We start from the raw sequence: 23,537 nt of genomic DNA, 5'->3' as shown, positions 1-23,537 counted from the left end.
AGCCGAAGCCGAAGCCGAAGCCGAAGCCGAAGCCGAAGCCGAAGCCGAAGCCGAAGCCGAAGCCGAAGCCGAAGCCGAAGCCGAAGCCGAAACTCAACCTGCGCCGGTCAAGGAAAAGGTCGTCGAACGCACGGTTGAAAAGCGCGGCGGGTTTGTTCCTGCTCTGATCGGCGGCGTCGTTGCGGCGGGGATCGGGTTTGCTGTGGGCCAGGGCGGTCTGTTGCCAGGAGGTTCGAACACGTCCGAGGCATTTGCTGCGCTCGAGACAAAACTGGCCGCGCAATCGGATCAGATCGACCAACTGACCAAGGCGCTGGGGCAGATCCCCGACAGTGCGGGCCTGTCCGACCAGATCAAGACCCTGTCCGACAAACTGACCCCGGTCGAAAGTGATCTGAGCGCGGTGAAGTCCAGCGTCGATGCGTTGAGCGGGCAGGTTGGTCCCCTGGGGGATCGTCTGACGGCGCTCGAAAAAGCGCCGATCGAAGCCAACATTTCGCCCGAGACGACTGCCGCCTTTGAGGCCGAGCTCAAGAAACTGCAGGAGTCGCTGACCACGCAGCGCAGCGAGATCGAAAAAATGGTGTCCGACGCGCAGGCATTGGAGGCCAAAGCCGCAGCCGAAGCGCGCGCCGCGACCAACACGGCGTTGCTGACACGATTGCAGGGCAAGCTGGACGCTGGTCAGCCCTATGATGATCTGGTGTCCGAGCTTCAGGCCGGGGGTCTGACTGTTCCGGACGCACTGAGCGCGTCGGCAGAGGATGGCGTGGCCACAATTTCGGCGCTGAGTGCGAGTTTTGCTCCGGCGGCGCGGACGGCGCTGGCAGATGCCCGGGACGCGGACAAGGGCACGGGTCTGGTTGCCTTTCTGCAACGTCAGACCGGAGCGCGCTCGGTGACGCCGCAAGACGGCGATGACCCGGATGCAATTCTGTCGCGCGCGCAGGCCGCGCTGGCAAGTGGGGATGTCTCGGGCGCTCTGACCCTGGTTGGCACCTTGCCCGACGCGGCAAAAGCGGCCATGGCCGACTGGGAAAAGGCGGCTCAGGCCCGTCTGACTGCGGTGAATGCCGTAAATTCGCTTGCCGCAAGCGTGAACTCGAACTGAAGGACCTGCTATGCTGTGGTCATTGTTAAAGATCCTTGTTTTTGTTGCGATTATCGGCCTTCTGGCCATGGGCGCAGGCTTTCTGATGGAATCCAGTGGCGGCGTGCAGGTCACCGTCGCGGGGACCGAATACACCCTTGGACCTCTGCAATCGGCCATCGCGCTGGGCCTGCTGGTCTTTGCGGTCTGGCTGTTCTTCAAATTGCTCAGCCTGCTGGTTGCGACGCTCAAGTTTCTCAACGGCGATGAAACCGCGTTGACGCGGTATTTCGACCGCAGCCGCGAGCGGCGTGGGTATCAGGCGCTGGCCGATGGGCTTATGGCGCTGGCATCGGGCGAAGGGCGCGCTGCGATGTCCAAAGCCCACAAGGCCGAACGGCTGCTCAACAAGCCCGAACTGACCAACCTGCTGGTGGCGCAGGCTGCGGAAATGTCGGGTGATACCAAAAAGGCCGAAGAGACTTATAAGAAGCTGGTGACCAATAACGCCACGCGTTTTGTCGGTGTGCGCGGCATCATGAATCAAAAGCTGGCCGAGGGCGATGATGAAACCGCCCGCAAGCTGGCGGAAAAGGCATTGGCCCTGAAACCGCGACATGCCGAAACTCAGGACGTGCTGCTGAACCTGCAAACCAAAGCGCAGGACTGGGCGGGTGCGCGGTCGACGCTGACCTCGAAACTGAAAGCGGGATACCTGCCGCGCGATGTGTTCAAACGCCGTGACGCTGTGCTGGCGTTGTCCGAGGCGCGCGGCATTCTGGACGACTCCGCCACGGTCGAGCAGCAGGAAAAGTCGATCGAAGCCAACAAGCTTTCGCCCGATCTGGTGCCGGCGGCGGCCATGGCTGCGCGCGCCTATATCGAAAAGGGCAAACCGCGTGCCGCCACCAAAATCCTGAAGAAAGCGTGGGAGGTCCGGCCACATCCCGATCTGGCCCACGCTTTTGCCGAAATTGCGCCCGACGAAACCCCGGAACAGCGGGTCAAGCGGTTCACGGCACTGACGCGTATCCACCCGCAGAACCTGGAAACTCGACTTATCCTGGCCGAGTTGAACATCGTGGCCGAGGATTTCCCCGAAGCCCGGCGCGCCTTGGGTGATGTTGTAGAAAATCAGGCAGATGCGCGGGCCTACACGCTGATGGCGGCGGTCGAACGGGGCGAGGGCTCGGCAGACACTGTGGTACAGGGCTGGCTTGCCAAGGCACTGAACGCGCCGCGCGGTCCGCAGTGGGTTTGCGACAATTGTCACGACATTCAGCCCGAATGGGGTCCTGTCTGCGACAATTGCGGCAGCTTTGACACGCTCAGCTGGCAGACGCCCAAGACCACCGAGATTGCAACCGCGACCGGCGTTCACATGTTGCCGCTGATCGTTGGTGCACTTGAGGATCAATCCGAGGACGAGGCTGAGGACGCCGAAGGCCCCGACACAGATGATGTGATTGAGGCGAACGCCGAACCGGTCGAGGCCGACACCCAGAAACAAGCCTGATCTGCACGAATAGTGCTGGGGGTTACGCCCGATGCTGGCGTTGCGTCAACCAGCGTTCAAAGGATTCCCTCGGCTTGCAGGGCGTCGATTTCGGCCTCAGACAGTCCAATTTCGGACCAGATTGTTGCGTTGTCCGCGCCAAGAACCGGTGGTGCAGTTTGCGGCATCCTGCGTTCACCATCCTTGACAACCGGGCTGCCAGCCAGCCGCAGTTTATGGTCGCCAAATGGCAGGGACCCTATTAGCCCACGGCCTGAAAGTTGCGGATCCGACAGCGCCTGGGGCACTGTCAGGACCTGCCCGGTCGGCACGCCGATCGCATTCAACTCGCGCACCCAGTCGCGGGCAGAGCGTGTGCAAAGCGCTCGTTCCAGTTCCGCGCGGAGCGCTTGTCGGTTCGCCTTGCGATTCTCGCGTGTCAGGTAGTCCGCGCGCGTCAGCAGGTCGGCGCGATTCAGATGCTTGGCAAGTGCCTGCCATTGCTCATCGCGATTGGCGGCGATGTTGATTGGGTTATCGGACGTGGCAAAAGTGCCGGACGGGGCCGAGGTTGTATTCTCATTACCATGCGCGGCAGGCGTGACGCCGCCGACCAGATAGTTGGAAACAACCCAGCCCATGGTCGACACGACCGCTTCGGTCATTGCGACGTCTAGAAACGTGCCGCGCGGGTTGGCGTTCAGCGCCGCGCAGATCGAAAAAGCGGCGGTCAGCCCGCCAACGGTGTCGGCCAGCGGATACCCAACGCGATAGGGCGCAGTGTCTGGTCCGCCAGTGATCGACATGACGCCGCTGAGGCCCTGAACGATCTGGTCATAGGCCGGATCGTCCCGGCGTGGCCCGTCTTGTCCGAATCCGCTGATCGCGCAATAGATCAGTTTGGGGTTTTCGGCGCGCAGAACGTCGTATCCCAGCCCCAGCCTGTCCATCACGCCGGGCCGGAAGTTCTCAACCAAAACATCTGCGGTTTTGACGAGACGCTTGAGCAGGGCTTTTCCCTGGTCGGCCTTCAAGTCCAGCGTGACGGATTTCTTGTCCGCATTCTGGGCCAGAAAGCTGATGCCCATCCCGGCCTTGTTGCGGTCTGCATCGGCCCCCAGCACGCGGGCCAGATCGCCGGTGCCGGGGCGTTCAACCTTGATCACCTCGGCACCCATAAGCGCCAGTTGATAGCAACAATATGGCCCTGCCAGAACGTTGGTCAGGTCTAGAACCCGGACCCCGCTCAGTGGCTCAGTCGCCATCGGCCACCCCGGCGGCCCGGGCCTTGGCGCGGCGCGCGCGGTAACTTGGCAACAGCACCAGCAGGACCGCAATCGCCAGCAGGCCGAGGGTCATCGGGCGTTGCCAGATGAAGGCGATACCATCGTACAGCTGCATGGATCGTGCAAAGTTGTCCTCCATCATGCCACCAAGGATGAAGCCAATCAGCAAGGGTGCCAGCGGGTAATCGGCGAATTTCAGTGCGGTCGCGCAGACGCCGAATCCGACCAGTATCAGCAGCTCCGTGGCATTGTTCTGGCCGATATAGGCCCCCATCAAGGTGAAGAACAAAATGAACGGAATCAGATAGTTGCGCGGAACAGCCAGAATTTTTGCGATGTAGGGGATCAACGGCAGGTTCAGGATCAGCAGGACGAGATTGCCGATGAACATCGACATAATCACCGCCCAGAAGATCTGCGGCTCATCCAACATCAGGCGCGGGCCAGGTGTCACATTCAACGCAATCAGCGCCCCCAGTAAAATGGCCGTCGTGCCCGAGCCCGGAATCCCCAGCGTCAGCAGCGGTACAAACGACCCGGTACAGGCTGCGTTGTTCGCGGTTTCCGGTGCGGCCAGACCCTTGATCGAGCCTTTGCCGAACTCTTCCTGTTCCTCTTTCGTGGCGATGTTGCGCTCGACCGCATAGCCGAGGAAGCTGGCGATCGTGGCTCCGGCGCCCGGCAAAACGCCGATAAAGAAGCCCTGAACCGATTGCCGCCCGATCACGGGTGCGATGGCCTTGGCCTCTTTCCTGGTGATGCGCAGATCCTTGATTTCGCCCTCGTCACCTTGCAGGTCCTTGGGTTTGAGGACCAGAAACAGCGCCTCGGGCAAGGCAAACATCGCCATGGCGAGGGTAATGAACCCAAAGCCCGATTGCAGGTCCATGATCCCCATGGTGAATCGCGGCAGGTTGAACAGAGCGCCCTCGCCCACCGTTGCCATGATCAGTCCCAGAATGGTCATGATCAGGGCTTTGGCAACCTGGCCCGAGCCTGCGAAGGCGGCGATGGCCGAGAGGCCGACAACCATCAGCGCGAAATATTCCGCCGAATGGAACTGCAATGCGACTGCGGACAGGCTGGGGGCGAAGACCATCAGCAGGATGGCACCCAGCGTACCGCCGGCGAAACTGGCAATCGCCGCAACGGTCAGCGCCTTGCCCGCCTTGCCCTGACGCGCCATCGGATAACCGTCGAAACTGGAGGCCACAGTCCCCGCGACCCCCGGCGCGTTCAGCAGGATAGAGGAGGTCGAGCCGCCAAAAATTGCGCCATAATAGACGCCCGCCAGAAGGATCAGCGCGGCGGACGGGTCTCCCATCGAAATGGCGACCGGGATCATGATTGCGATGATCGACATCGGGCCGAGACCCGGCAGCATGCCGATGAATGTGCCGATCAGGCATCCCGCGATGACCATCAGCAGGTTTTGGATTGAGAATGCCGTTTGCAGGCCGATCAGAAGTCCTTCGAGCATGTCAGCCTCCAAAAATGCCCGGCAGGGGGCGCATGTAAATCCCAAGAACCTGCTGCACCAGATACCAGACAAACCCGGTCGCTATCAGCGCCACAGGCAGCATGATGTGCCATTTGCGTTCACCCAGAATGTAAGAGCCCAGGATCAGGAAAGCGGATGTCGCGATCAGAAACCCAACTGGGCGCAGGCACAGCGCGTAGACAACCATCAGAACCAACAGCGCAATGGCTTGACCCAGATGGTAGTCGCCAAGACGGCGGTAATCGATTTCCGCCTCTTTCAATTCGCTCTTTTCAAAGCCCAGCAGGATGACTGTCGAGGCAACGATACCCAGAACAGACAGCACTTTGGGAAAGGTGCTGGGCCAGATGGGGTTTCGTTGCATGAAGGGAGGCAAGCTGCCATCCATCGTGAACCAGGCGGCGTAGCCATATGTCAAACAGATGCCCAGCAGAACGAGCGCGATCCAGCGATCCAGCGCCATGGTGTCCCCTCCCTTGAAGTCTTATTGATGATGGCAGAGCGGATGAGCGCTCTGCCAAAGGTGTCGTTAAAGGAAGCCCAGCTTCTTCATCAGGTCGCTGATCTGCTTTTCCTGCTCTTCAAGGAACGCGGAAAAGTCGTCACCCGAGTTGTGGATGTTCACCCAACCATTGCGCGCGCGGACCTCTTCCCATTCCGGCGTGTCGTACATCTTGGTGATGGCATCCTGATAGGCGACCAGCTTGTCCTCGGGCAGCCCGGGGGCGGCGAAGAAACCGCGCCAGTTCACGAAAGTGGTGTCGATCCCCTGTTCCTTCATGGTCTGCGCATCAGGCGCTGCATCGACACGTTCCTCTGCGGTTACACCGATGATCTTGACCTCGCCTTGATTGGCAAGATCGACGGCTTCCGAGAATCCGGTCGACAGTGCCGCGATTTCACCGGACAGCAGCGCCGCCATGGCTTTACCGCCTGCATCATAGGGAATGTACTTGACGCCCAGCGCGTCTTTGCCAGCCGCTTCCATCACCATGGCCGCAACCAGATGGTCCATGCCGCCTGGCACCGAACCGCCGCCGATCGCCGTGGCGCCCGGGTCGGCGTCATAGGCCGCCAGCAGATCTGCCATTGAATTGATCGGGCTATCCTTGCCGACAACAATCGCGGCATAGTCACCGATCGTTCCAGATACCAGCGTCAGGTCGCGGAAGTTGTGCGGGAAAACGCCGGTCAGCGAACGGATCACGATGGGCGTCGAGTTGACCATCAGCGTGCCATGATTGCTCTCGGCGTTTTCGATCAGATAACCGATGGCTTTGCCTCCGCCACCGCCGGACATGTTCTCGTAGGACGCAGTGCCCACAAGACCGGCATTGGTCAGCGCCTCGCCAGTGCCGCGTGCGGTTCCGTCCCAGCCACCGCCGGCACCGCCGGGGATCAGAAAGTGAATGCTGTCAACGACCTGATCCTGCGCCAGCGCAGGTCCGGTCAGGCCGATAGCGGCCACAGCTGCGATCAGGGCACGACGGCCCAGTTTGAGTGTTGTCATGATCTCCTCCCATTTGACAACCGGCCGCTCGGCGGCTCAGATTATTCCGAACCTAAACACATGAACCTGACATCAACCTGTCATGCGCAAAGATACTTTTTGGGGCTGATGAAATTCCTTCTGGTTGAAGACAATCTGGATCTGGCAAACGCCATGTGTGCTCGCATGCGACTGGACGGTCATGTGGTTGATCATGCTGCGAAATTGGACGACGCGACAGCCTTTGCCGAGGTCGAGGAATACGACCTGATCCTGCTGGATATCATGCTGCCTGACGGCGATGGGCGTGACTTTCTGGAACGTCACCGCGCCAGTGATCTGGACACGCCTGTCATCGTTTTGACCGCGCGCAGTCAGGTTTCGGATCGAATCGGCTCGCTTGATCTGGGGGCGGATGACTACGTGACCAAGCCCTTTGATCACGCCGAACTTGAGGCCCGCTGTCGCGCCGTTCTGCGTCGCCGGTCCGGAATTGCGAAGTCGAGGATCGAGCTTGGTGGCATTGTTTTCGATCCGGTGGCAGGGCACCTGATTGTCCGGGGCGACACGATTTCGCTGCGGAACCGCGAATTGCGGATGATGGAGCTGTTCATCAATGCCCCCGGACAGGTGTTTTCGAAACAGAAACTGGCCGACCGGTTGTTTTCTTACGACGACGACGTCTCGGACAACGCGATCGAGGTTTATGTTGGACGGTTGCGCAAGCATCTGGAAAAGTCCGAGCTGAAGATCACCACGCTGCGCGGGTTGGGTTACAGGCTGGACCATGGCAGCTAGTCCCACTGTCTCTGGATCGCTACGGAACCGGCTTGTGCTGACCCTGATCGGCGGGGCTGCGATTCTTGCGATCCTGTTGTTTTTTGCGGTTCGCAGCTATGCAATCCGCGTGGCGCAGCAAGGGCAGGACAACATCCTTGGCGCGTCGGTGGCTTCGATCCTCGATGCGGCGGCGCTGCGGGATGGGCAGCTGGAGGTAGATATTCCCTATGCTGCGTTTTCGATGCTGACCACCCCGGCCGATGATCGCGTTTTCTATGCAATTTTTCAGGATGGGAATTTTGTTTCAGGCTATGAAGACCTGCGGGTTGCCACCGGGACGGCAGATGGAAGCTGGAGCTTTCAGGCCGGTGAGATGCGCGGTGAACAAATCCGGCAGGTCAATGCGGGGCGTACGCTTGTTGGACTGGGTAAACAGACCCGGATCGAGGTGGTGCTGGCCCAGACGCAAGACGCACTGGCCGAAACTCTGGATCAAATCTCGCGCAATGCAGCCTTGTTGGGACTTGGCTTCTTTTTGCTGACGGCCGCCATGTCGGTTTGGGTCACGTCGACGACGATCGGGCAGTTCAACAGGCTGACAACTTCGGTAACGCGGCGTGGTCCGCAAGACCTCAGCCCGTTCCGTAAACCGGTGCCGCGCGAAATGGCCCCGCTTGTTGCCTCGCTGAATTCGCTGATGGGACGGTTGGATCAATCCCTTAGCCAGTCCGAGGATTTCATAGCCGAGGCTGCACACCGGGTGCGCACGCCGCTTGCCACGGTCCGATCCTATGCCGAAGCAACGCTGCATCGGGTCGAACGCAAGGAAAACCGCGAGGCGCTGCGCGCCATGGTTCGCGCCATCGACGAAAGCTCGCGCGCGGCGGGGCAACTGCTGGATCATGCCATGATCACCTTCCGCGCCGATCACCTTGAACGGGAAGATATCGACCTTGTCGCCCTGGCCCGAGATCTGGTGCAGCGCCTGACGCCGATTGCCGAGATGAAGGACCTGTCGCTGTCGCTGACCGGTGATGCCACGGTTCCCTATTCCGGCGATCCGATCCTGTTGCAGAACGCGGTGCGCAACATGGTCGACAACGCACTGAAATACGCACCATCTGACAGCACGGTCGAGATCAACGTTGCCGCCAATCCGGAAACAAAGATCAGCGTCACCGATTCAGGCCCCGGCTTTCCACCCCATCAGATCGACATGCTGACGCGACGGTTCGAGCGGGGACAGAATGCCGAGGGGACAATCGGCTCAGGTCTCGGCCTGACCATCGCACAAGACGTGGCGGTTGCGCATGGCGGCGCGCTTGAGTTGACCAACCAACCCGAGGGCGGCGCATGCGTTACCTTATCGCTCTGATCCTGTGGCTGCTTCCCCTGCCTGGATTGGCAGAGGACTGGGAGGATCGCCAGATATTTAACGAAGACGCCGAAGGCGCGCGTCTGCGCATTCTGTCCAGCACGGACACGGTTCTGTTTGCACCCCTTATCCGCGACTTCGTCGCCGAAAACCCGTCGATCAGCGTCGAGTATCTGGTCTCGGGCACCGCCGATATCAACGAACGCGTGCGCGCAACGCCGGACGATTTCGATGTGGTCATTTCAAGCGCCATGGACCTGCAATTGAAGCTTGCCAATGACGGGTTTGCGCTGCCGCTGGACAACGTGCCGGTCCCCGCCTGGGCGCAATGGCATGACAGCTTGTTTGCCTTCACCACCGAGCCCGCGACCATCGTTCTGAACCGATCCGCCTTTCAGGATCATCCTATTCCGCAGACTCGTCAGGGGTTGATCGAAGCGCTGCGCGAGCGGCCCGATGTGTTTCGCGGCAAGATCGGCACATACGACGTGCGGCAGTCGGGGCTTGGCTATTTGTTCGCCACGCAGGATGCGCGGGCGTCCGAGACCTATTGGCGTCTGATGGAGGTCATGGGCAGTCTGGACACACGCCTCTATTGCTGTTCCGGCGATATGATCCGCGATCTGGCCGACGGGAAAATACTGGTGGCCTACAACGTTCTGGGCAGCTACGCCGCAGTTCAGACCGAAGGCACAGACGCATTGACGGTCATTCTGCCGACCGACTTTCAAACCACGATGATGCGAACAGTCATGGCCTCTGCGACGACCAAAGTGGCCGATGCCGCCGAAAGCTTTATCAGGTTCCTGACGACCAGAGAGTCCACGCGACCAGAGAGCAAACCGGCGCTGCCGCTCTTGTCGACCACGGTAGCCGCGACCGAGCGCGAGGCAATTGGTCTGAACCCCGCTTTGTTGACGTTTCTGGATCGGCTGAAACGTCAAAAGTTCATCTCGGCCTGGGAAAACGCGGTCATTCAATAGCGCGATCGGCGCTGATTGTCCCGATCAGATCAGTTTGCTAACGTCGCACTCGCGTCGGGGAGGGCGCGCCTGTCCAAATGCTGGATTACACTCATAACGGCTGGCTTGTGGCCGCGTCGCTTGCCGTGGCGCTGATGGCCGGTTTTACCGGGCTTTACCTGACGCATGGGGCGTCGCGTCTTGACAGCCAGCGTCGAAAATTCGTTGTGGCGCTCGCCGCTGTCATTCTGGGTGGCGGTATCTGGTCGATGCATTTCGTGGCCATGCTGGGTCTGCAATTGCCGATCCTGTTCTACTATGACGCGCTGATCACGCTGATTTCAGCGTTGGTGGCCATTCTGATGGTCGGGCTGGCGCTGCTTTTGCTGCATTTCCGACCGCGCACGGCGCAGACAATCGTTGGCGCTGGTGTAATCGTCGGGTTGGGCATCGTCGTGATGCACTATGTCGGAATGGCGGGGATGGAACTGTGCCGACCGGTCTACACGGTCTGGGATGTGGCGATCTCTACGCTGGCCTCGGTTGTGTTGTCGGTACTGGCGATCTGGGTCGCCTATGACAATCGGACTCAGCGCAACATACTGCTGGGCACCGTGTGCTTTGGCCTGGCCGTCTTCACTATGCATTTTGTCGCCACAGGGCTGACCGATTTTGCGGCAAGCGACAGCCTCGGCGGTGCCGGGCCAGCGTTGAACAACCAGGTTCTGGCAATGGGCGTTACGGTGGCGGTGTTCCTGATCTGCGGTGCTTTCCTATTGACTGGAATTACTCTTGTCGGCGCGGAACCTGACGCCGCGCCGGCCGAAGCACCCGCGCCGGAACCGACCTCATTGCGTGCGGGCGTGCCTTTTGAGCGCGAAGGCCAGACATTCTTTGCCGAACCTGCCCGGGTTGCCGCGATCCGGGCCGAGGGGCACTACACCGTGCTCTACATGGGTACCGAAAAACTGTTTTGCCCGTGGTCGATCACCGAGGCGGAAACGCGCCTTACGCCGGATGGGTTTCTGCGCGCCCATCGCAGCTATCTGGTGAACCCAAAACATGTCTCCGGGTTTGAGCGGCACAAGGACAACGGCACCTGCTATTTCGACGGTGTCGACGCGCTCAGCAAGGTTCCCGTCAGCCGGTCGCGACTTTCTGACATTCGCGACGCACTGGGCCTTTGATCGCAATTCGTGCAGCCTATTCGCAACTGGTGAAACAGGCTGCGCGCCCCGTTTCCGTTGGCTGGAACGGCTGAACACACCGTTCTTTCCTTTGTTCAGGTCCCCCAAGGCACATCGCTCGGACCCAGGGAGGAAAAACATGATACCAGCCGGTTTTGAGTATCACCGGCCAGGCGACATCGCCTCGGCCATCGGCATTCTGCAGGAACACGGAGACGATGCGCGCGTGATCGCAGGCGGGCACAGCCTGATCCCGATGATGAAGCTGCGCATGGCTGAGATGGGTCACTTGGTTGACCTGCAAGCCATCGATGAACTTAAGGGTATCGAGGTCGGGTCCGACACCGTAACTTTGGGTGCGATGGTCACTCAGCATGAGTTGATTACCCACGATGGCCTTGCCGCATCCATTCCGCTGATCCGCGAGGCCGCGTTGCAGATCGCGGATCCGCAAGTGCGATACATGGGCACCGTCGGTGGCAATGTGGCCAATGGCGATCCGGGCAATGACATGCCGGGGCTGATGCAATGCCTGAATGCGACGTTCGACCTGACGGGTCCCGATGGCTCACGCAGTGTTGCCGCGCGGGAATTTTACGAGGCTGCGTATTTCACCGCCCGTGAGGATGAAGAGATCCTGACCCGAATCTCGATCCCTGTTCCGAGTGCAGGCGTTGGTCAGGCTTATGAAAAGCAAAAGCGCAAGATCGGCGATTACGCGACCGCTGCTGCGGCTGTCATGGTCCGAAATGGCACGGCATCGGTCGCGATGACCAATCTGGCGGATACGCCGATCTGGTCCGAAGCTGCCAGCAACGCGCTTGCCGGCGGCGACATCGACGGCTGCGTGGCCGCAATGCTGAATGCCATCGACCCGGTGGCCGACAACCGCGGCCCCGTCGAATTCAAGAAACATGTGGCCGCCGTGATGCTGCGCCGTGCCATCGACCGTGCGCAAAGCCGCGCGAGTTGAGGGGAGGAAACCATGTCAAAAATGCAAGTCAAACTCACCGTGAACGGCAAAGAGGTCGAAGGGCTGGCCGAGCCGCGTACGCTGCTGATCCACTTCCTGCGGGAAGATCTGAAAATCACTGGGCCTCATATCGGCTGTGAAACCAGCCATTGCGGGGCCTGTACCGTGGACATCGACGGCAAGTCGGTTAAATCCTGCACCACATTCGTGGCGCAGGTGAACGGGTCCGATATCACCACCGTCGAAGGCCTCACCAATGACGATGGCAGCCTTGGAGTGTTGCAAGAGATGTTCCGCGAGCATCATGGGCTGCAATGCGGTTTCTGCACGCCGGGCATGATCGCGCGCGCGCATCGCTTGCTGCAGGAAAACCCGAACCCGACCGAAGAGGAAATCCGTTTCGGAATGGCCGGGAACCTGTGCCGCTGCACCGGATACCAGAATATCGTTAAGGCGATCTCGGCCTCGGCCGACATGCTGAACGCTCAGAAGGAGGCCGCGGAATGAACGACCAGACTCTGACCCCCGAAGAACGCGCCGCCAACCTCAAAGGGATGGGCTGCGCCCGCAAACGCGTCGAGGATGTGCGCTTTACCCAAGGCAAGGGCAACTATGTCGATGACATCAAGCTGGACGGGTTGCTGTTCGGCGCATTTGTCCGGTCGCCTTACGCGCACGCGCGCGTCGTCAGCGTGACCAAGGATGCCGCGTTGGCCGTGCCGGGTGTTGTTGCCGTGTTGACGGCCGAAGATCTGGCACCGCTGGGCCTGCATTGGATGCCAACACTGGCGGGTGACAAGCAAATGGTGCTGGCGGACGGAAAGGTTCTGTTTCAGGGTCAGGAAGTCGCCTATGTCGTCGCCGAAAACCGCTATATTGCGGCAGACGCTGCGGAACTGGTCGAGGTTGAGTACGAAGAACTGCCCGTTCTGACCGACCCGTTCGAGGCTCTGAAATCGGATGTCGTTCTGCGCGAAGACCTTGAAGGTCAGACTGAGGGCGCGCACGGACCGCGCAAGCATCACAACCACATCTTCACCTGGGAACAGGGCGACAAAGACGCGACGGAGGCGGTTCTAGGTGAGGCCGATGTCGTGGCCGAAGAAATGGTGTATTACCATCGAACCCACCCATGCCCGCTGGAGACCTGCGGCTGTGTCGCTTCAATGGATAAGGTCACCGGCAAGCTGACGCTTTATGGCACGTTCCAGGCCCCCCACGCGATCCGCACCGTTGTGTCGCTGATCTCGGGTCTGGCGGAACACAACATCCGCGTCATCAGCCCTGATATCGGTGGCGGCTTCGGCAACAAGGTCGGCGCCTATGCGGGTTATGTCTGCTCGGTTGTCGCCTCGATCGTCACCGGCCAGCCGGTGAAATGGGTCGAAAATCGGATGGAAAATCTAATGTCCACCGCCTTTGCCCGCGACTACTGGATGCAGGGCAAGATCGCGGCCACCAAGGATGGCAAGATCACTGGTCTCTGGTGCCACACCACAGCGGATCATGGTGGATTTGACGCTTGTGCCGACCCGACCAAGTTCCCAGCCGGGTTCATGAACATTTGCACCGGGTCGTATGACATCCCGACCGCCTATCTGGCTGTAGACGGTGTCTACACCAACAAAGCGCCTGGCGGTGTTGCCTATCGTTGCTCGTTCCGGGTGACCGAGGCCGCCTATTTCATCGAACGCATGATTGAGGTTCTGGCCATCAAGCTGAACATGGACGCAGCCGAGCTGCGGCGGATCAACTTCATCAAAGCCGATCAGTTCCCATATCAATCGGCGTTGGGCTGGGAATATGACTCGGGCGATTATCACACTGCCTGGGATAAGGCTTTGAAGGCCGTCGACTATGAAGGTCTGCGGGCGGAACAGGCGCAGCGGGTCGAAGATTTCAAAGCTGGGAAAACCCGCAAACTGCTGGGAATTGGCCTGACGCATTTCACCGAAATCGTTGGGGCCGGACCGGTGAAGAACTGCGATATCCTTGGGCTCGGCATGTTCGACAGCTGCGAAATCCGCATCCATCCGACCGGGTCTGCCATTGCACGGCTGGGGACGATCTCGCAGGGTCAAGGCCATGCCACGACCTTTGCGCAGATCATCGCCAGTGAGATCGGCCTGCCTGCCGATGACATCACGCTGGAGGAAGGTGACACCGACACCGCGCCTTATGGGCTGGGGACATACGGGTCTCGGTCCACGCCTGTCGCCGGGGCGGCAACGGCGATGGCCGCCCGCAAAATCCGCGCCAAGGCACAGATGATCGCGGCTTACCTGCTGGAGGTGCATGACGACGACGTCGAATGGGACGTGGACCGGTTCTCGGTCAAAGGCGCGCCCGAGCGGTTCAAGACCATGAAGGAAATCGCCTTTGCCGCCTATAACCAGGCCATCCCCGGTCTGGAGCCCGGTTTGGAAGCGGTCAGCTACTATGATCCGCCGAACATGACCTATCCGTTCGGAGCTTATGTCTGCGTCATGGAAATCGACGTGGATACCGGCGAATGGGAGGTTCGGCAGTTCTATGCGCTGGACGATTGCGGAACCCGGATCAACCCCATGATCATCGAAGGGCAGGTCCATGGCGGCGTGACCGAGGCCCTGGCCATCGCGATGGGTCAGGAAATCGCCTATGATGAGATGGGTAACGTCAAGACCGGTACCTTGATGGACTTCTTTTTGCCGACGGCATGGGAGACGCCGAATTACACCACCGATCACACGGTGACGCCGTCTCCGCACCATCCGATTGGTGCGAAGGGTGTGGGCGAAAGCCCGAATGTGGGCGGCGTGCCTGCATTTTCCAACGCGGTGCATGATGCGTTCCGGCCTTTTGGTTTGGTGCAGAGCCACATGCCGCATGACCACTGGCGTATCTGGAAGATCGCGAATGGGTTGGGGATGCACGGGTAACCGGGTTCGAACCGGCTGACGCCGGTCCGACCGAAGCGAGGGGGCATCGTCCATTGTTTCTCGAACCAATGGTGTAACAATGAACGATCCCCTCGGACCCCCGGGGTGTTTTTGGCCAGATGAAGATTGGATCCTGGTTTTGACTTTGAGTGATGTTCAGAACGGATTGGCCGCGCAAGGCTATGTCGCCGACGATCGGCTGGCGATGGCATTGCACCTGGCGCAGGCGTTGGGACGGCCATTGTTGCTGGAAGGCCCCGCAGGTGTTGGCAAAACCGAGGTTGCCAAAGCGGTGGCCGCTTGGCGGGATACGCGCTTGATCCGACTTCAGTGCTACGAAGGGCTGGACGCAAGCCACGCGATCTACGAGTGGAATTACCAGCGTCAGCTGTTGGCCATCCGTGCGAGCGACGCGCAAGGTGGTGTTGACGAGGGGCAACTGTTTTCTGACGCATATCTGCTGAAACGGCCTTTGTTAGAGGCTATTTCACAGAGCAATCCTCCGGTTCTGCTGATTGATGAGATTGATCGGGCGGATGAAGAGTTCGAAGCCTATTTGCTGGAAATACTGTCCGATTTTCAGATTACGATCCCGGAACTGGGTACGATCAATGCACGCTCCAGACCGATCGTGATCCTGACTGCCAATGGGACACGTGATCTTTCGGACGCGCTGCGTCGCCGGTGTCTGTACAGTTTCCTCGACTATCCGTCGCGCGAGACAGAAATGGCGATCCTGCGCGCGCGGATGCCCGAAGTCGAAGCAGGGCTGGCGCGTCAGATTATTGGGGTCGTGCAGGAATTACGCAAAGAAGACCTTGAGAAGGTGCCGGGCATTGCCGAGATGCTGGATTGGGCGGCCGCATTGTCCGGGCTTGGGGTCAATGATCTGGCCCAGTCACGGGATGAGGTGCAGGCGACTTTGGTCTGCCTGCTCAAGACCGCTGCGGATTTTGATGCCGCGCCGCCCGAAGTCATGGATCGTCTGATCGGGAAGGTGGCGTGATGCAGGTGACGCGTTTTCCATCTCGGGGCGCTGGTTTGTCTGACCGCATGTCGGGGTTCATTGCGCATCTTCGTATGAACGGTCTGCAGGTTGGCCCGCGCGAGACCGGAGACGCCCTCGCAGCTTTGTCAGCTGTCGAAGCAACCGATGCGGAACAGGCCCGGCAAGCGCTGCGTGCTGTTCTGGTCGGGGATGCCGAGGGGTGGCGGCGCTTCGATGATTTGTTCGAAGCTTATTGGTTCAACACCGGCAGGCGTCGCGCGGGGAAGAAACAGAGCGCGCACTTGCGGGTGCAATCTGCAAAACCAATGATCTGGCAGGCTGACAGCCGGACGGCCCAAGACGCGGGCGCTGACACAGAACACGCCACCGTTCCCGACCCGAGTGAGGGAGATGCCGAAGGTACGGACGGAATGCTGATTGCAACCCGAATTGACAATCTGTCGCGTCGGGATCTGCGAGAACTGATGGATGAGCAGTCTCTAACACAGGCCCAAGCGACTGCTGCGCGCCTGGCCCGCGCGATCCGGGATCGCCGGTCGCGGCGACGCAAACAGGCATTGCGTGGAGCGGTACTGGATATGCGACGCATTCAGCGGGCAAGTCTGGCGCGCGGTGGTGAGCCAATGGACCTGTATCGCCGCGCGCGCCCTCTGCGCCCGATGCGAATTGTTGCGCTGTGTGATGTCAGCGGCTCGATGACGGTTTACGCGCGCGTGTTTCTGGCGTTTCTCAAAGGGCTGGTCGGCAGTGGTACGCAGGCGGATGCCTATCTGTTTCACACCCGGTTGATGAGAGTCACAGATGCATTGCGCGACCACGATTCCTTGCGCTCCGCCGGGCGTTTGTCGCTGATGGCGGAAGGGTTTGGAGGCGGTACAGATATCTCAGGCAGCCTCAACGCGTTTCTGAACGGCTACGGCGCTCGGGCGTTGAACGGACGCACGGTCGTGTTGATCCTGTCGGATGGGTATTGCTGTTCCGATCCGAAGGCCTTGGGCGATGTATTGGAGCGGATCCAGCGCAAAGCCCGACGGATCGTTTGGCTGAACCCGTTGAAAGGCTGGCAAAACTATCAACCGATTGCGGCCGCGATCCGTGCGGCCGAACCCCATCTGGATGCACATCTGCCGGCGAACACGCTAGAGGCGCTTGCTGCGCTAGAGCCGCAATTCCGCAAGTTGTGACGAGAGGCACATATGACAGGATTCGACATCTTCGACACGATCGAAAAGCTGCGCCAGAATGACGATCCGTTCTGCGTTGCAACTGTATTGCGGACGGCAGATGCGACCTCGGCCAAAGCGGGTGGCAAGGCGGCGATCACGCAGGATGGACGCATACTGGGCCATTTGGGCGGTGCCTGCGTACAACGGGCGGTGCTGTCGTCGGCGCAGCGGGCATTGACGACAGGCACCCCGCAGATGATCCGCGTCAAACCAACGGAAAAGGTCGTGGCCATGACAGACCCGGACGGCGTGCAAACCTTCAAGAGCGGATGCCCCTCGGGCGGAACGGTTGATCTGCTGGTCGAGCCATACCAGCACGCACCCCGGCTGGTAATATTTGGCGATACGCCAATTGCAAACGCTTTGGCGGCGTATGCCACATTGACCGGACTGCGTGTCTTTGTCCCGAAGGGGCGCGAGCAACCGGGTCAGACCGGGTTCGATCCGGAAAATCTGCCTGAGCTTGCGATTGAGCCGCGCGACTTCGTCGTGGTCGCCTCGCAGGGCAACGGTGATCGGGTGGCCTTGAAATCGGCCCTGGTGTCACCGGCCAGGCGGGTATCTATGGTCGCCAGCGCGCGCAAGGCGAAGGTTCTGTGCGACAAGCTGGTAGCGGAGGGTCTGGACAAGGCCCGCGCAACCCAGCTCAAAGCGCCGGCAGGGCTGCATATTCACGCGGTCGATCCGCACGAGATTGCACTGTCGATTCTGGTGGAAATTATTGGATGGAAAAACACGGACCGATCCGAGGAGGCGGCGCATAATGAAAAAATGGCGTGACCGTTGGCGGAGATTCTGGCCTAAGAGACCAGAACGGACCACAACAGAGGCGACCGAAGAGGCGCTGCGTGTCTATCCAAGGTGTTGTTGAAAAAGGGAAACAGGAATGGAGCTGAGTGACGAAATCCGAATTGCCGCCCCGCGCGACACGGTGTATCGGGCTTTGAACGACCCGGACATTCTGCGCGAATGCATTCCGGGATGCGAGGAGTTGACCCAATCGGAACCTGGAAAGCTCGAAGCAAAGGTGGTTCTGAAGATCGGGCCGGTCAAGGCGCGGTTTGCTGGCGAAGTGACGTTGGACACCTCGAACGCCCCTGACGGGTTCACACTGTCGGGCGAAGGCAAAGGCGGCGCCGCCGGTTTTGCCAAAGGTGGCGCCGATGTGACGCTGACCGAAGACGGCGACGAAACCGTCTTGGGCTACACCGCCAAGGTGGATATCGGCGGGAAAATCGCCCAGCTGGGCAGCCGATTGATCGCTGGGACGTCGAAGAAGCTGTCAGGCAAATTCTTTACCAAATTCGGTGAGGTCGTCTCGGAGCAAGTCGGAAACTAGCTACTGCTCTCCAGACGTAGGCGTGATCAGAGGCATAGTTTTTTTGCCTCTTCAGAACTGTTCCACCTCCTGTGGCGGAAAAAGAACCATTAATTTGAGACACAAGGTTGTTGGCCGGTGATCCAGGTCCCGAAGCCGTACTCAACAGATGGCGCTCTCTCGATAGGTTGAGGACGTTCGCCAGATCAGGCTTTGGTCACTAAATCCATCTGCAGACCGCGTGTTTCAATTGCGTTTCTCGTGTCTATAATTGGTATGTTCAAAGCGACAAGGCGCTCATAATCAATGGCGTCATGGTCCGTGGAAATGAGAATGGCATCGTAATCATTTGCCTCGACATTTTCGAGGTTGACGGCTCGGCGATCCAAAAGTTGTGGAAAATTCCGCATCTTGGGAATTGTTTCGATGAGCGGGTCCACAAAATCGACTTGGGCGTTGTTTGCCAGCAACATATCCATCAATACGACTGATGGGCTTTCGCGCATATCCGGGACATTTTTCTTGTAGCTGATACCGACCAATAGAACTCGCGACTTGGACAGACCCTTACCGAATTTTTGATCCAAAACTTCACGAAGCTTGCCGATAACAAAATGCGGCATGTTGACGTTTATTTCACCAGCCAGCTCGATAAATCGGGTTGTATGACCAAACTCGCGTGCTTTCCAAGACAAATAGAAAGGGTCAATTGGGATGCAATGCCCACCAAGGCCAGGCCCGGGATAGAACGGCATGAACCCAAAAGGCTTGGTGGCAGCGCCGTTGATCACCTCCCAGATATCGATATCCATAGCGTCGAAAATGACTTTCAATTCGTTTACGAGCGCAATGTTAACCGCGCGGAAAACATTTTCGGTGATTTTGACTGCTTCAGCGGTGCTGGTGGACGAGACCGGAACAACGTTGTCGACAACGTTTCTGTAGAAACTTTCGGCTAGGCGTCTTGCGGCTTCGGTATCCGCACCTACGATTTTTGGTATGGAGTGCGTTCGATATTTTTCGTTCCCCGGGTCTTCGCGCTCGGGACTGAATGCGACCCAAAAATCTTTATTGGCTTTAAGGCCACCGGTCTCCAGAAGCGGGCTTAGCACATCCTTTGTGGTGCCCGGGAATGTCGTTGATTCTAGTACAACAAGCGTATCTGGGGACATGTGCTCAGAGATCGCCAGAGCCGTCTCCTGCACGTATGTCAAATCGGGTTCGCGATGAAGGGTCAATGGCGTGGGAACGCAAATGACAATAACATCGCACGTAGAAAGTTGAGCGAAATTGCTCGTCCAGGAAACTTTTTCGGCATCGGTAACAGACACCAACAACTGGTCTGAAACCGCATCAATATAACTGTTGAGCGCGACCAGTTGCCGAATTTTATCCTGGTCAATATCGAACCCAACGACATTGAAACCGCGGGATGCCGCCGTGACCGCCAGAGGGAGCCCGACATACCCCAGACCGACAACCGCAATTCTGGCGGTCCTGTCCTCAAGCGCAGCAAACACTTTTGATTCGATAGGGTCATTCATGTTCATTGTAGATTTCCAGAGGTTTCCGGCAGGCGATTTTGTATAAGCACGAAGCGGGATGCTGTGCGCTCATTTCTGAACCGGTATATTCTCGAATTTGGTTTATCCTCAAGCCAATTGGCGCTCAGGAGTGATTTGTTCGCCGTCGTTCGGTCTGAATGTTCGAATTCATCGAGGCAGAAAACACCTGGGATGTCGAATCCAAAGACGTTCTTACGGCCGGACTGTTAACAGATTCTTTCAATCCTTTTTAGAACCCTGAGAGCACAGCGCGAACGCTTTCCAATCAGCGGATTGATCTGACAAGCATAAACGCCTCGGCTTTGTCTAGCCCAGCGGTGGCCCCTCGCCAAGTCGACAATGCGTCCAATGCCGCAATCGAGCGGGTGTGCGGGTAGGGACGCATCTCGGATTGGTATGCCATCAACGCTGCTGCCTTTTGTTCCCAATGGTCTGATACATCAACAAACCAGTTCGGCGTAAATGGCCGATCATGAGCCGGCAACTGCCATTCCGTGCTGGACGCCGTTTCAAACTGGAGAATTCGACGAACCGGACAATTCGGTTGTGCCCTTGCCGCTATTGTAACGGCGTCCGCGGTGTAGACATGGTCGATATTAACGTCGCCCTGATGGTGGGTGTAGATCGTATCCGGCGACAAATCAGCAATGAAGTGTTCACATATCTTCGCAATATCCAGCCTTGCTCTGGTGTCCATCGCATTGTCTGGCATGGTCTCAAAGAATACATCAGCAACGCCGAGAATATCGCATGCCGACCGACATTGCGATTGGCGGATCGACGCCGACCTTTCGGAAACCTTATCGCGCGACGCTTCGCCATCCGCCAGCACCAAAACGTTCACTATGTCGCCTTCGGCGGCATGGCGCGCTAATGTGCCGCCAGCACCGATCGTCTCGTCATCGGGGTGCGCAACTATCACAAGAACGTTTGATCGCAACGGTTTCATTCTCCTGATTTCCTCTTTCTTATGATCACCTTCGCGCGCACTTCATCACCGTGTTGAGTCGCCTCTGAAAACTCGTAGATTAGGCCTTCGTGCTGAAAGAACGCCGGCGGATAGCCTTCGGCGTCCAGCATGCGAATGTAATCGTAGACGTCGTTCACTTGGGACAGATGAGACAAGTTACCGTCCTGTCGTTTTCGGCGCACGAACGCTGTAACGTCACCCTGTTGCGGCACGGGCGCGGGATTGGTTCGAATCAGCTCCGCGATCATGTCCCAGGTCATTCGAGCGCATCGCCGCAGAATTTCTTCAGCCGAACCATCCAGCGCCAAGTCGCTTTTGAAATAGATCGGCCCAGCATCGATTTCTTCGGTCATCCGCAAGGCCGTGAGCTTGGTGTGTCTGTGCTTTCGGACAATCAGGTTTTGCAACGGTGAACCGCCGCGCCCATAAGGTAAGTCCGTCATATGAAAACAAACACATTCCGTTTCACTAATAATGTTTGACGGAACGATGTGGCTCCAATGAGGAAAGAAAACGTATCTCGGTGCAATATTTGCGACAAGTTCTGCGGTCAGGTCAGTCGGCTCTGCAACGTAGGTCCATTGTCCCGGAAAACTCGGAGTATGAAGATCAAACAGTTCTTTGTGCCAGGACTTATTTGCCGCAACGATATAGTTAGTCATCTAGCACCATTGAACTATTTTGCGGAGTCTTCGTGTGTACGAACATGTTGTTCCCAATAGCTTCAAACCCGCATTTCGTGAACAGCCGCATCGAGGCCGTGTTTTCGGGCAGAACATGTGCGAAAATCTTTTGACCGGTGTGGATGTCGATCAGGTCGCGCAATGCGCGGCCAGCAATCCCCCGACCTTGCAGTTCGGGTGCGACTAAGATCGAAACCTCCTCATTTTTGTGCCCGAACACAGCATCAGGCACCTCAGCTGTTTCATCCAATCTGACGAAACCGGCGGGAATGTTTCCGTAGAGTACGATCCATGTTTTATCAGGCATCGATCGCAGCCGATTTTCATACCATCTAAGGTGATCAGACCATTCTGGCACGACCGAGGATCTAAAGTGACGTCTGGTACCTGGAAAGCTTTGCCATTCGTACAAGATCTCGGCGTCTGGCGGACCAGCAGGCCTCAATTGCACCTCAAGCTTGTTAGGTACATAGGTCAAAAGGGTCTTCAATGCGCGAATGGAGCCTCCCCCATCTGCTATTGCTGCTGAATTCTCGCTCAGCTGTTCAAGCTGGCTTATATCGCGAAGAAAAGGCAGGAGCGTCTTGTTCACCCATGTTTTTGCCGTCTGTTGGCCGATCGAAGCGGTGCCGTCCCGAGCGCGTGCAAACTTCCCTCCGGAGACCGCAATCCCCGATTGCGAAAGGTTTTGGTCGACCGTTTGTTGGTTATCCGCAATCACTATGTTGAGCGTTGGGATCCCCAAGCAACATCGTTCCCAAGTCGAACTGCCAGCTGCACCAATGCAAACATCGATCGAGGCGATCACCTCGGCAACATTCTTTATGTTGTAGTGCACTTCTAAGCTCTCGGCGTGCCGCCGACATAGTGACATCAGGTTTTCGAGATGCGGGTAAACCGGCCCGACCAACGCATGAATTTTCAAACCAAGCTCAGGCGCGATTTCGAGAATGGCAGGCAGCAGAAACCCAAGCGCATCATCCTGGTCTCCGCCGCCCAAAGCAATAAGCAGAGACCTCGGTGGCTCCTCGCTTCGCGCCCTAGACTGCCTGCGACGAAGTGAGCGAGGACGTTGTTGTACAAATTCCGGACGCAACAGCGCAAATTCGCTTCCGACCAGAACATTCGCGTTGGCAGGTACCAACCCTGAATACTCCTGCGGGTCTTTTCCGAATGTCGTGTCAAGGATTGTGTCCGCGGTATGGTTGCGGCCAAGGTCATCAATTGCAAAAATTGGCAATTTCAATTCAGAAGCAACGAGAGTTTCCCATTCGGCACCGAGGCTATAGTGATCGACGATCATTGCAGAGAGTTTCGCGGTTGGGCGGTTCTTCAGTTCCTTGCAAACACAACTTGCATCAAAAGCTTCACTGGTGCCAAGCCAGGCGCTGTATAGGTCGGCGCTTTGTGGAGGCTTTGGCCCGCCTTGGTTCAATATTGTCACCTCATGTCCGAAAATTCGAAGCAATTGTTCTAGTTCTGGAGAGAGGTTTCTGGACAAGAAAATCGTGCTGAACTGCCTTTCTCGTAGTGCGTTTGCCAACGTCAGGCAGCGCATCACGTGGCCTGTTCCGATGCGCGCAGAACCATCCACTCGAAACACAAACCCGTACCTGTGGTTCGGGTCAGTTTCATCACTCTTCATCTAACATTGCCTTTGCACGATACGCAGTTTCATTGGCGTTGGCGGCCTTATGTGTAAGTTGG

Annotated in this window: 21 protein-coding genes; 13 read left to right on the top strand and 8 right to left on the bottom strand. The window is 58.3% G+C overall.

The annotated features are described in order from the left end of the window. On the top strand, nt 1-1,111 hold a 1,111-nt coding region (locus ACR0LX_RS17175; protein WP_480784764.1), incomplete at its 5' end, for a COG4223 family protein. Nucleotides 1,112-1,121: 10 nt separating this feature from the next. Next, the gene (locus ACR0LX_RS17170; RefSeq protein WP_480784763.1) at nt 1,122-2,606 is read left to right on the top strand and encodes a heme biosynthesis HemY N-terminal domain-containing protein; all 1,485 of its coding nucleotides are present in this window, start codon (nt 1,122-1,124) and stop codon (nt 2,604-2,606) included. A 56-nt stretch (nt 2,607-2,662) separates the two neighbouring features. On the opposite strand, the gene ACR0LX_RS17165 is transcribed toward ACR0LX_RS17170, so the two are convergent. The 4 genes from ACR0LX_RS17165 to ACR0LX_RS17150 all read right to left on the bottom strand — a co-directional run bounded on the left by ACR0LX_RS17165 (nt 2,663) and on the right by ACR0LX_RS17150 (nt 6,882). Continuing rightward, the gene (locus ACR0LX_RS17165) at nt 2,663-3,850 is read right to left on the bottom strand and encodes a CaiB/BaiF CoA transferase family protein (protein ID WP_480784762.1); all 1,188 of its coding nucleotides are present in this window, start codon (nt 3,848-3,850) and stop codon (nt 2,663-2,665) included. Next, the gene (locus ACR0LX_RS17160; RefSeq protein WP_480784761.1) at nt 3,840-5,351 is read right to left on the bottom strand and encodes a tripartite tricarboxylate transporter permease; all 1,512 of its coding nucleotides are present in this window, start codon (nt 5,349-5,351) and stop codon (nt 3,840-3,842) included. The genes ACR0LX_RS17165 and ACR0LX_RS17160 overlap by 11 nt, the downstream gene beginning before the upstream one ends. A gap of 1 nt (nt 5,352) precedes the next feature. Beyond that, entirely contained in the window at nt 5,353-5,835 is a 483-nt protein-coding gene (locus ACR0LX_RS17155; protein WP_480579584.1) for a tripartite tricarboxylate transporter TctB family protein, read from the bottom strand. Between the two features lie 66 nt (nt 5,836-5,901). Then, nucleotides 5,902-6,882 carry a Bug family tripartite tricarboxylate transporter substrate binding protein gene (locus tag ACR0LX_RS17150; RefSeq protein ID WP_480579583.1) on the bottom strand — a complete coding sequence of 327 codons (981 nt, stop codon included), beginning with the start codon at nt 6,880-6,882 and terminating at the stop codon, nt 5,902-5,904. Nucleotides 6,883-6,990: 108 nt separating this feature from the next. On the opposite strand from ACR0LX_RS17150, the gene ACR0LX_RS17145 reads away from it, so the two are divergent. From ACR0LX_RS17145 to ACR0LX_RS17095, 11 genes are all read left to right on the top strand, one after another. Then, nucleotides 6,991-7,659, top strand: coding sequence for a response regulator transcription factor (locus ACR0LX_RS17145; RefSeq protein ID WP_480784766.1), 669 nt, complete (start codon nt 6,991-6,993; stop codon nt 7,657-7,659). Further along, complete coding sequence (locus ACR0LX_RS17140; RefSeq protein ID WP_480784760.1) at nt 7,649-9,016, top strand: sensor histidine kinase; 1,368 nt, start codon at nt 7,649-7,651, stop codon at nt 9,014-9,016. The genes ACR0LX_RS17145 and ACR0LX_RS17140 overlap by 11 nt, the downstream gene beginning before the upstream one ends. After that, nucleotides 8,995-9,999 (top strand): ABC transporter substrate-binding protein, encoded by a 1,005-nt coding sequence (locus ACR0LX_RS17135; protein WP_480784759.1) that lies wholly within the window; start codon nt 8,995-8,997, stop codon nt 9,997-9,999. Before ACR0LX_RS17140 ends, ACR0LX_RS17135 begins: the two co-directional genes overlap by 22 nt. A gap of 77 nt (nt 10,000-10,076) precedes the next feature. Then, a complete protein-coding gene (locus ACR0LX_RS17130; protein ID WP_480784758.1) occupies nt 10,077-11,165 on the top strand; it encodes an MHYT domain-containing protein in 1,089 nt (362 codons plus the stop codon). A 139-nt stretch (nt 11,166-11,304) separates the two neighbouring features. Further along, nucleotides 11,305-12,138: an FAD binding domain-containing protein gene (locus ACR0LX_RS17125; RefSeq protein WP_480784757.1), complete on the top strand. Its 834-nt coding sequence runs from the start codon at nt 11,305-11,307 to the stop codon at nt 12,136-12,138. Nucleotides 12,139-12,150: 12 nt separating this feature from the next. Next, nucleotides 12,151-12,645: a (2Fe-2S)-binding protein gene (locus ACR0LX_RS17120; protein ID WP_480784756.1), complete on the top strand. Its 495-nt coding sequence runs from the start codon at nt 12,151-12,153 to the stop codon at nt 12,643-12,645. Then, a complete protein-coding gene (locus ACR0LX_RS17115) occupies nt 12,642-15,059 on the top strand; it encodes an aerobic carbon-monoxide dehydrogenase large subunit (RefSeq protein ID WP_480784755.1) in 2,418 nt (805 codons plus the stop codon). Before ACR0LX_RS17120 ends, ACR0LX_RS17115 begins: the two co-directional genes overlap by 4 nt. A gap of 139 nt (nt 15,060-15,198) precedes the next feature. Further along, the gene (locus tag ACR0LX_RS17110) at nt 15,199-16,065 is read left to right on the top strand and encodes an AAA family ATPase (protein ID WP_480784754.1); all 867 of its coding nucleotides are present in this window, start codon (nt 15,199-15,201) and stop codon (nt 16,063-16,065) included. Nucleotides 16,066-16,100: 35 nt separating this feature from the next. After that, complete coding sequence (locus tag ACR0LX_RS17105; protein WP_480784753.1) at nt 16,101-17,252, top strand: vWA domain-containing protein; 1,152 nt, start codon at nt 16,101-16,103, stop codon at nt 17,250-17,252. Between the two features lie 12 nt (nt 17,253-17,264). Beyond that, complete coding sequence (locus tag ACR0LX_RS17100; RefSeq protein WP_480784752.1) at nt 17,265-18,074, top strand: XdhC family protein; 810 nt, start codon at nt 17,265-17,267, stop codon at nt 18,072-18,074. Between the two features lie 106 nt (nt 18,075-18,180). Beyond that, nucleotides 18,181-18,633, top strand: coding sequence for an SRPBCC family protein (locus ACR0LX_RS17095; RefSeq protein WP_480784751.1), 453 nt, complete (start codon nt 18,181-18,183; stop codon nt 18,631-18,633). A 185-nt stretch (nt 18,634-18,818) separates the two neighbouring features. Here the strand turns inward: ACR0LX_RS17095 and ACR0LX_RS17090 are convergent, their stop codons facing one another. From ACR0LX_RS17090 to pseG, 4 genes are all read right to left on the bottom strand, one after another. Further along, nucleotides 18,819-20,162, bottom strand: a complete 1,344-nt coding sequence (locus ACR0LX_RS17090) for a nucleotide sugar dehydrogenase (RefSeq protein WP_480784750.1) — start codon at nt 20,160-20,162, stop codon at nt 18,819-18,821. 280 nt (nt 20,163-20,442) lie between these two features. Beyond that, nucleotides 20,443-21,126, bottom strand: a complete 684-nt coding sequence (locus ACR0LX_RS17085; RefSeq protein ID WP_480784749.1) for a PIG-L deacetylase family protein — start codon at nt 21,124-21,126, stop codon at nt 20,443-20,445. Further along, a complete protein-coding gene (locus tag ACR0LX_RS17080; RefSeq protein WP_480784748.1) occupies nt 21,123-21,809 on the bottom strand; it encodes a formyl transferase in 687 nt (228 codons plus the stop codon). The genes ACR0LX_RS17085 and ACR0LX_RS17080 overlap by 4 nt, the downstream gene beginning before the upstream one ends. Then, entirely contained in the window at nt 21,802-23,475 is a 1,674-nt protein-coding gene (pseG, locus tag ACR0LX_RS17075; protein ID WP_480784747.1) for a UDP-2,4-diacetamido-2,4,6-trideoxy-beta-L-altropyranose hydrolase, read from the bottom strand. Before pseG ends, ACR0LX_RS17080 begins: the two co-directional genes overlap by 8 nt. Nucleotides 23,476-23,537: the final 62 nt, after the last annotated feature.

It is taken from the genome of Ruegeria sp. CH11, from assembly GCF_056537105.1.
This window is presented reverse-complemented; position numbering and strand designations above follow the sequence as displayed.

Coding starts and splice junctions, on each gene's coding strand:
- ACR0LX_RS17085 (WP_480784749.1), bottom strand. CDS start 21,126: ATGAAACCGTTGCGATCAAACGTTCTTGTGATAGTTGCGCACCCCGAT.
- pseG (WP_480784747.1), bottom strand. CDS start 23,475: ATGAAGAGTGATGAAACTGACCCGAACCACAGGTACGGGTTTGTGTTT.
- ACR0LX_RS17090 (WP_480784750.1), bottom strand. CDS start 20,162: ATGAACATGAATGACCCTATCGAATCAAAAGTGTTTGCTGCGCTTGAG.
- ACR0LX_RS17150 (WP_480579583.1), bottom strand. CDS start 6,882: ATGACAACACTCAAACTGGGCCGTCGTGCCCTGATCGCAGCTGTGGCC.
- ACR0LX_RS17165 (WP_480784762.1), bottom strand. CDS start 3,850: ATGGCGACTGAGCCACTGAGCGGGGTCCGGGTTCTAGACCTGACCAAC.
- ACR0LX_RS17140 (WP_480784760.1), top strand. CDS start 7,649: ATGGCAGCTAGTCCCACTGTCTCTGGATCGCTACGGAACCGGCTTGTG.
- ACR0LX_RS17130 (WP_480784758.1), top strand. CDS start 10,077: ATGCTGGATTACACTCATAACGGCTGGCTTGTGGCCGCGTCGCTTGCC.
- ACR0LX_RS17080 (WP_480784748.1), bottom strand. CDS start 21,809: ATGACTAACTATATCGTTGCGGCAAATAAGTCCTGGCACAAAGAACTG.
- ACR0LX_RS17115 (WP_480784755.1), top strand. CDS start 12,642: ATGAACGACCAGACTCTGACCCCCGAAGAACGCGCCGCCAACCTCAAA.
- ACR0LX_RS17120 (WP_480784756.1), top strand. CDS start 12,151: ATGTCAAAAATGCAAGTCAAACTCACCGTGAACGGCAAAGAGGTCGAA.
- ACR0LX_RS17100 (WP_480784752.1), top strand. CDS start 17,265: ATGACAGGATTCGACATCTTCGACACGATCGAAAAGCTGCGCCAGAAT.
- ACR0LX_RS17125 (WP_480784757.1), top strand. CDS start 11,305: ATGATACCAGCCGGTTTTGAGTATCACCGGCCAGGCGACATCGCCTCG.
- ACR0LX_RS17135 (WP_480784759.1), top strand. CDS start 8,995: ATGCGTTACCTTATCGCTCTGATCCTGTGGCTGCTTCCCCTGCCTGGA.
- ACR0LX_RS17170 (WP_480784763.1), top strand. CDS start 1,122: ATGCTGTGGTCATTGTTAAAGATCCTTGTTTTTGTTGCGATTATCGGC.
- ACR0LX_RS17155 (WP_480579584.1), bottom strand. CDS start 5,835: ATGGCGCTGGATCGCTGGATCGCGCTCGTTCTGCTGGGCATCTGTTTG.
- ACR0LX_RS17160 (WP_480784761.1), bottom strand. CDS start 5,351: ATGCTCGAAGGACTTCTGATCGGCCTGCAAACGGCATTCTCAATCCAA.
- ACR0LX_RS17145 (WP_480784766.1), top strand. CDS start 6,991: ATGAAATTCCTTCTGGTTGAAGACAATCTGGATCTGGCAAACGCCATG.
- ACR0LX_RS17095 (WP_480784751.1), top strand. CDS start 18,181: ATGGAGCTGAGTGACGAAATCCGAATTGCCGCCCCGCGCGACACGGTG.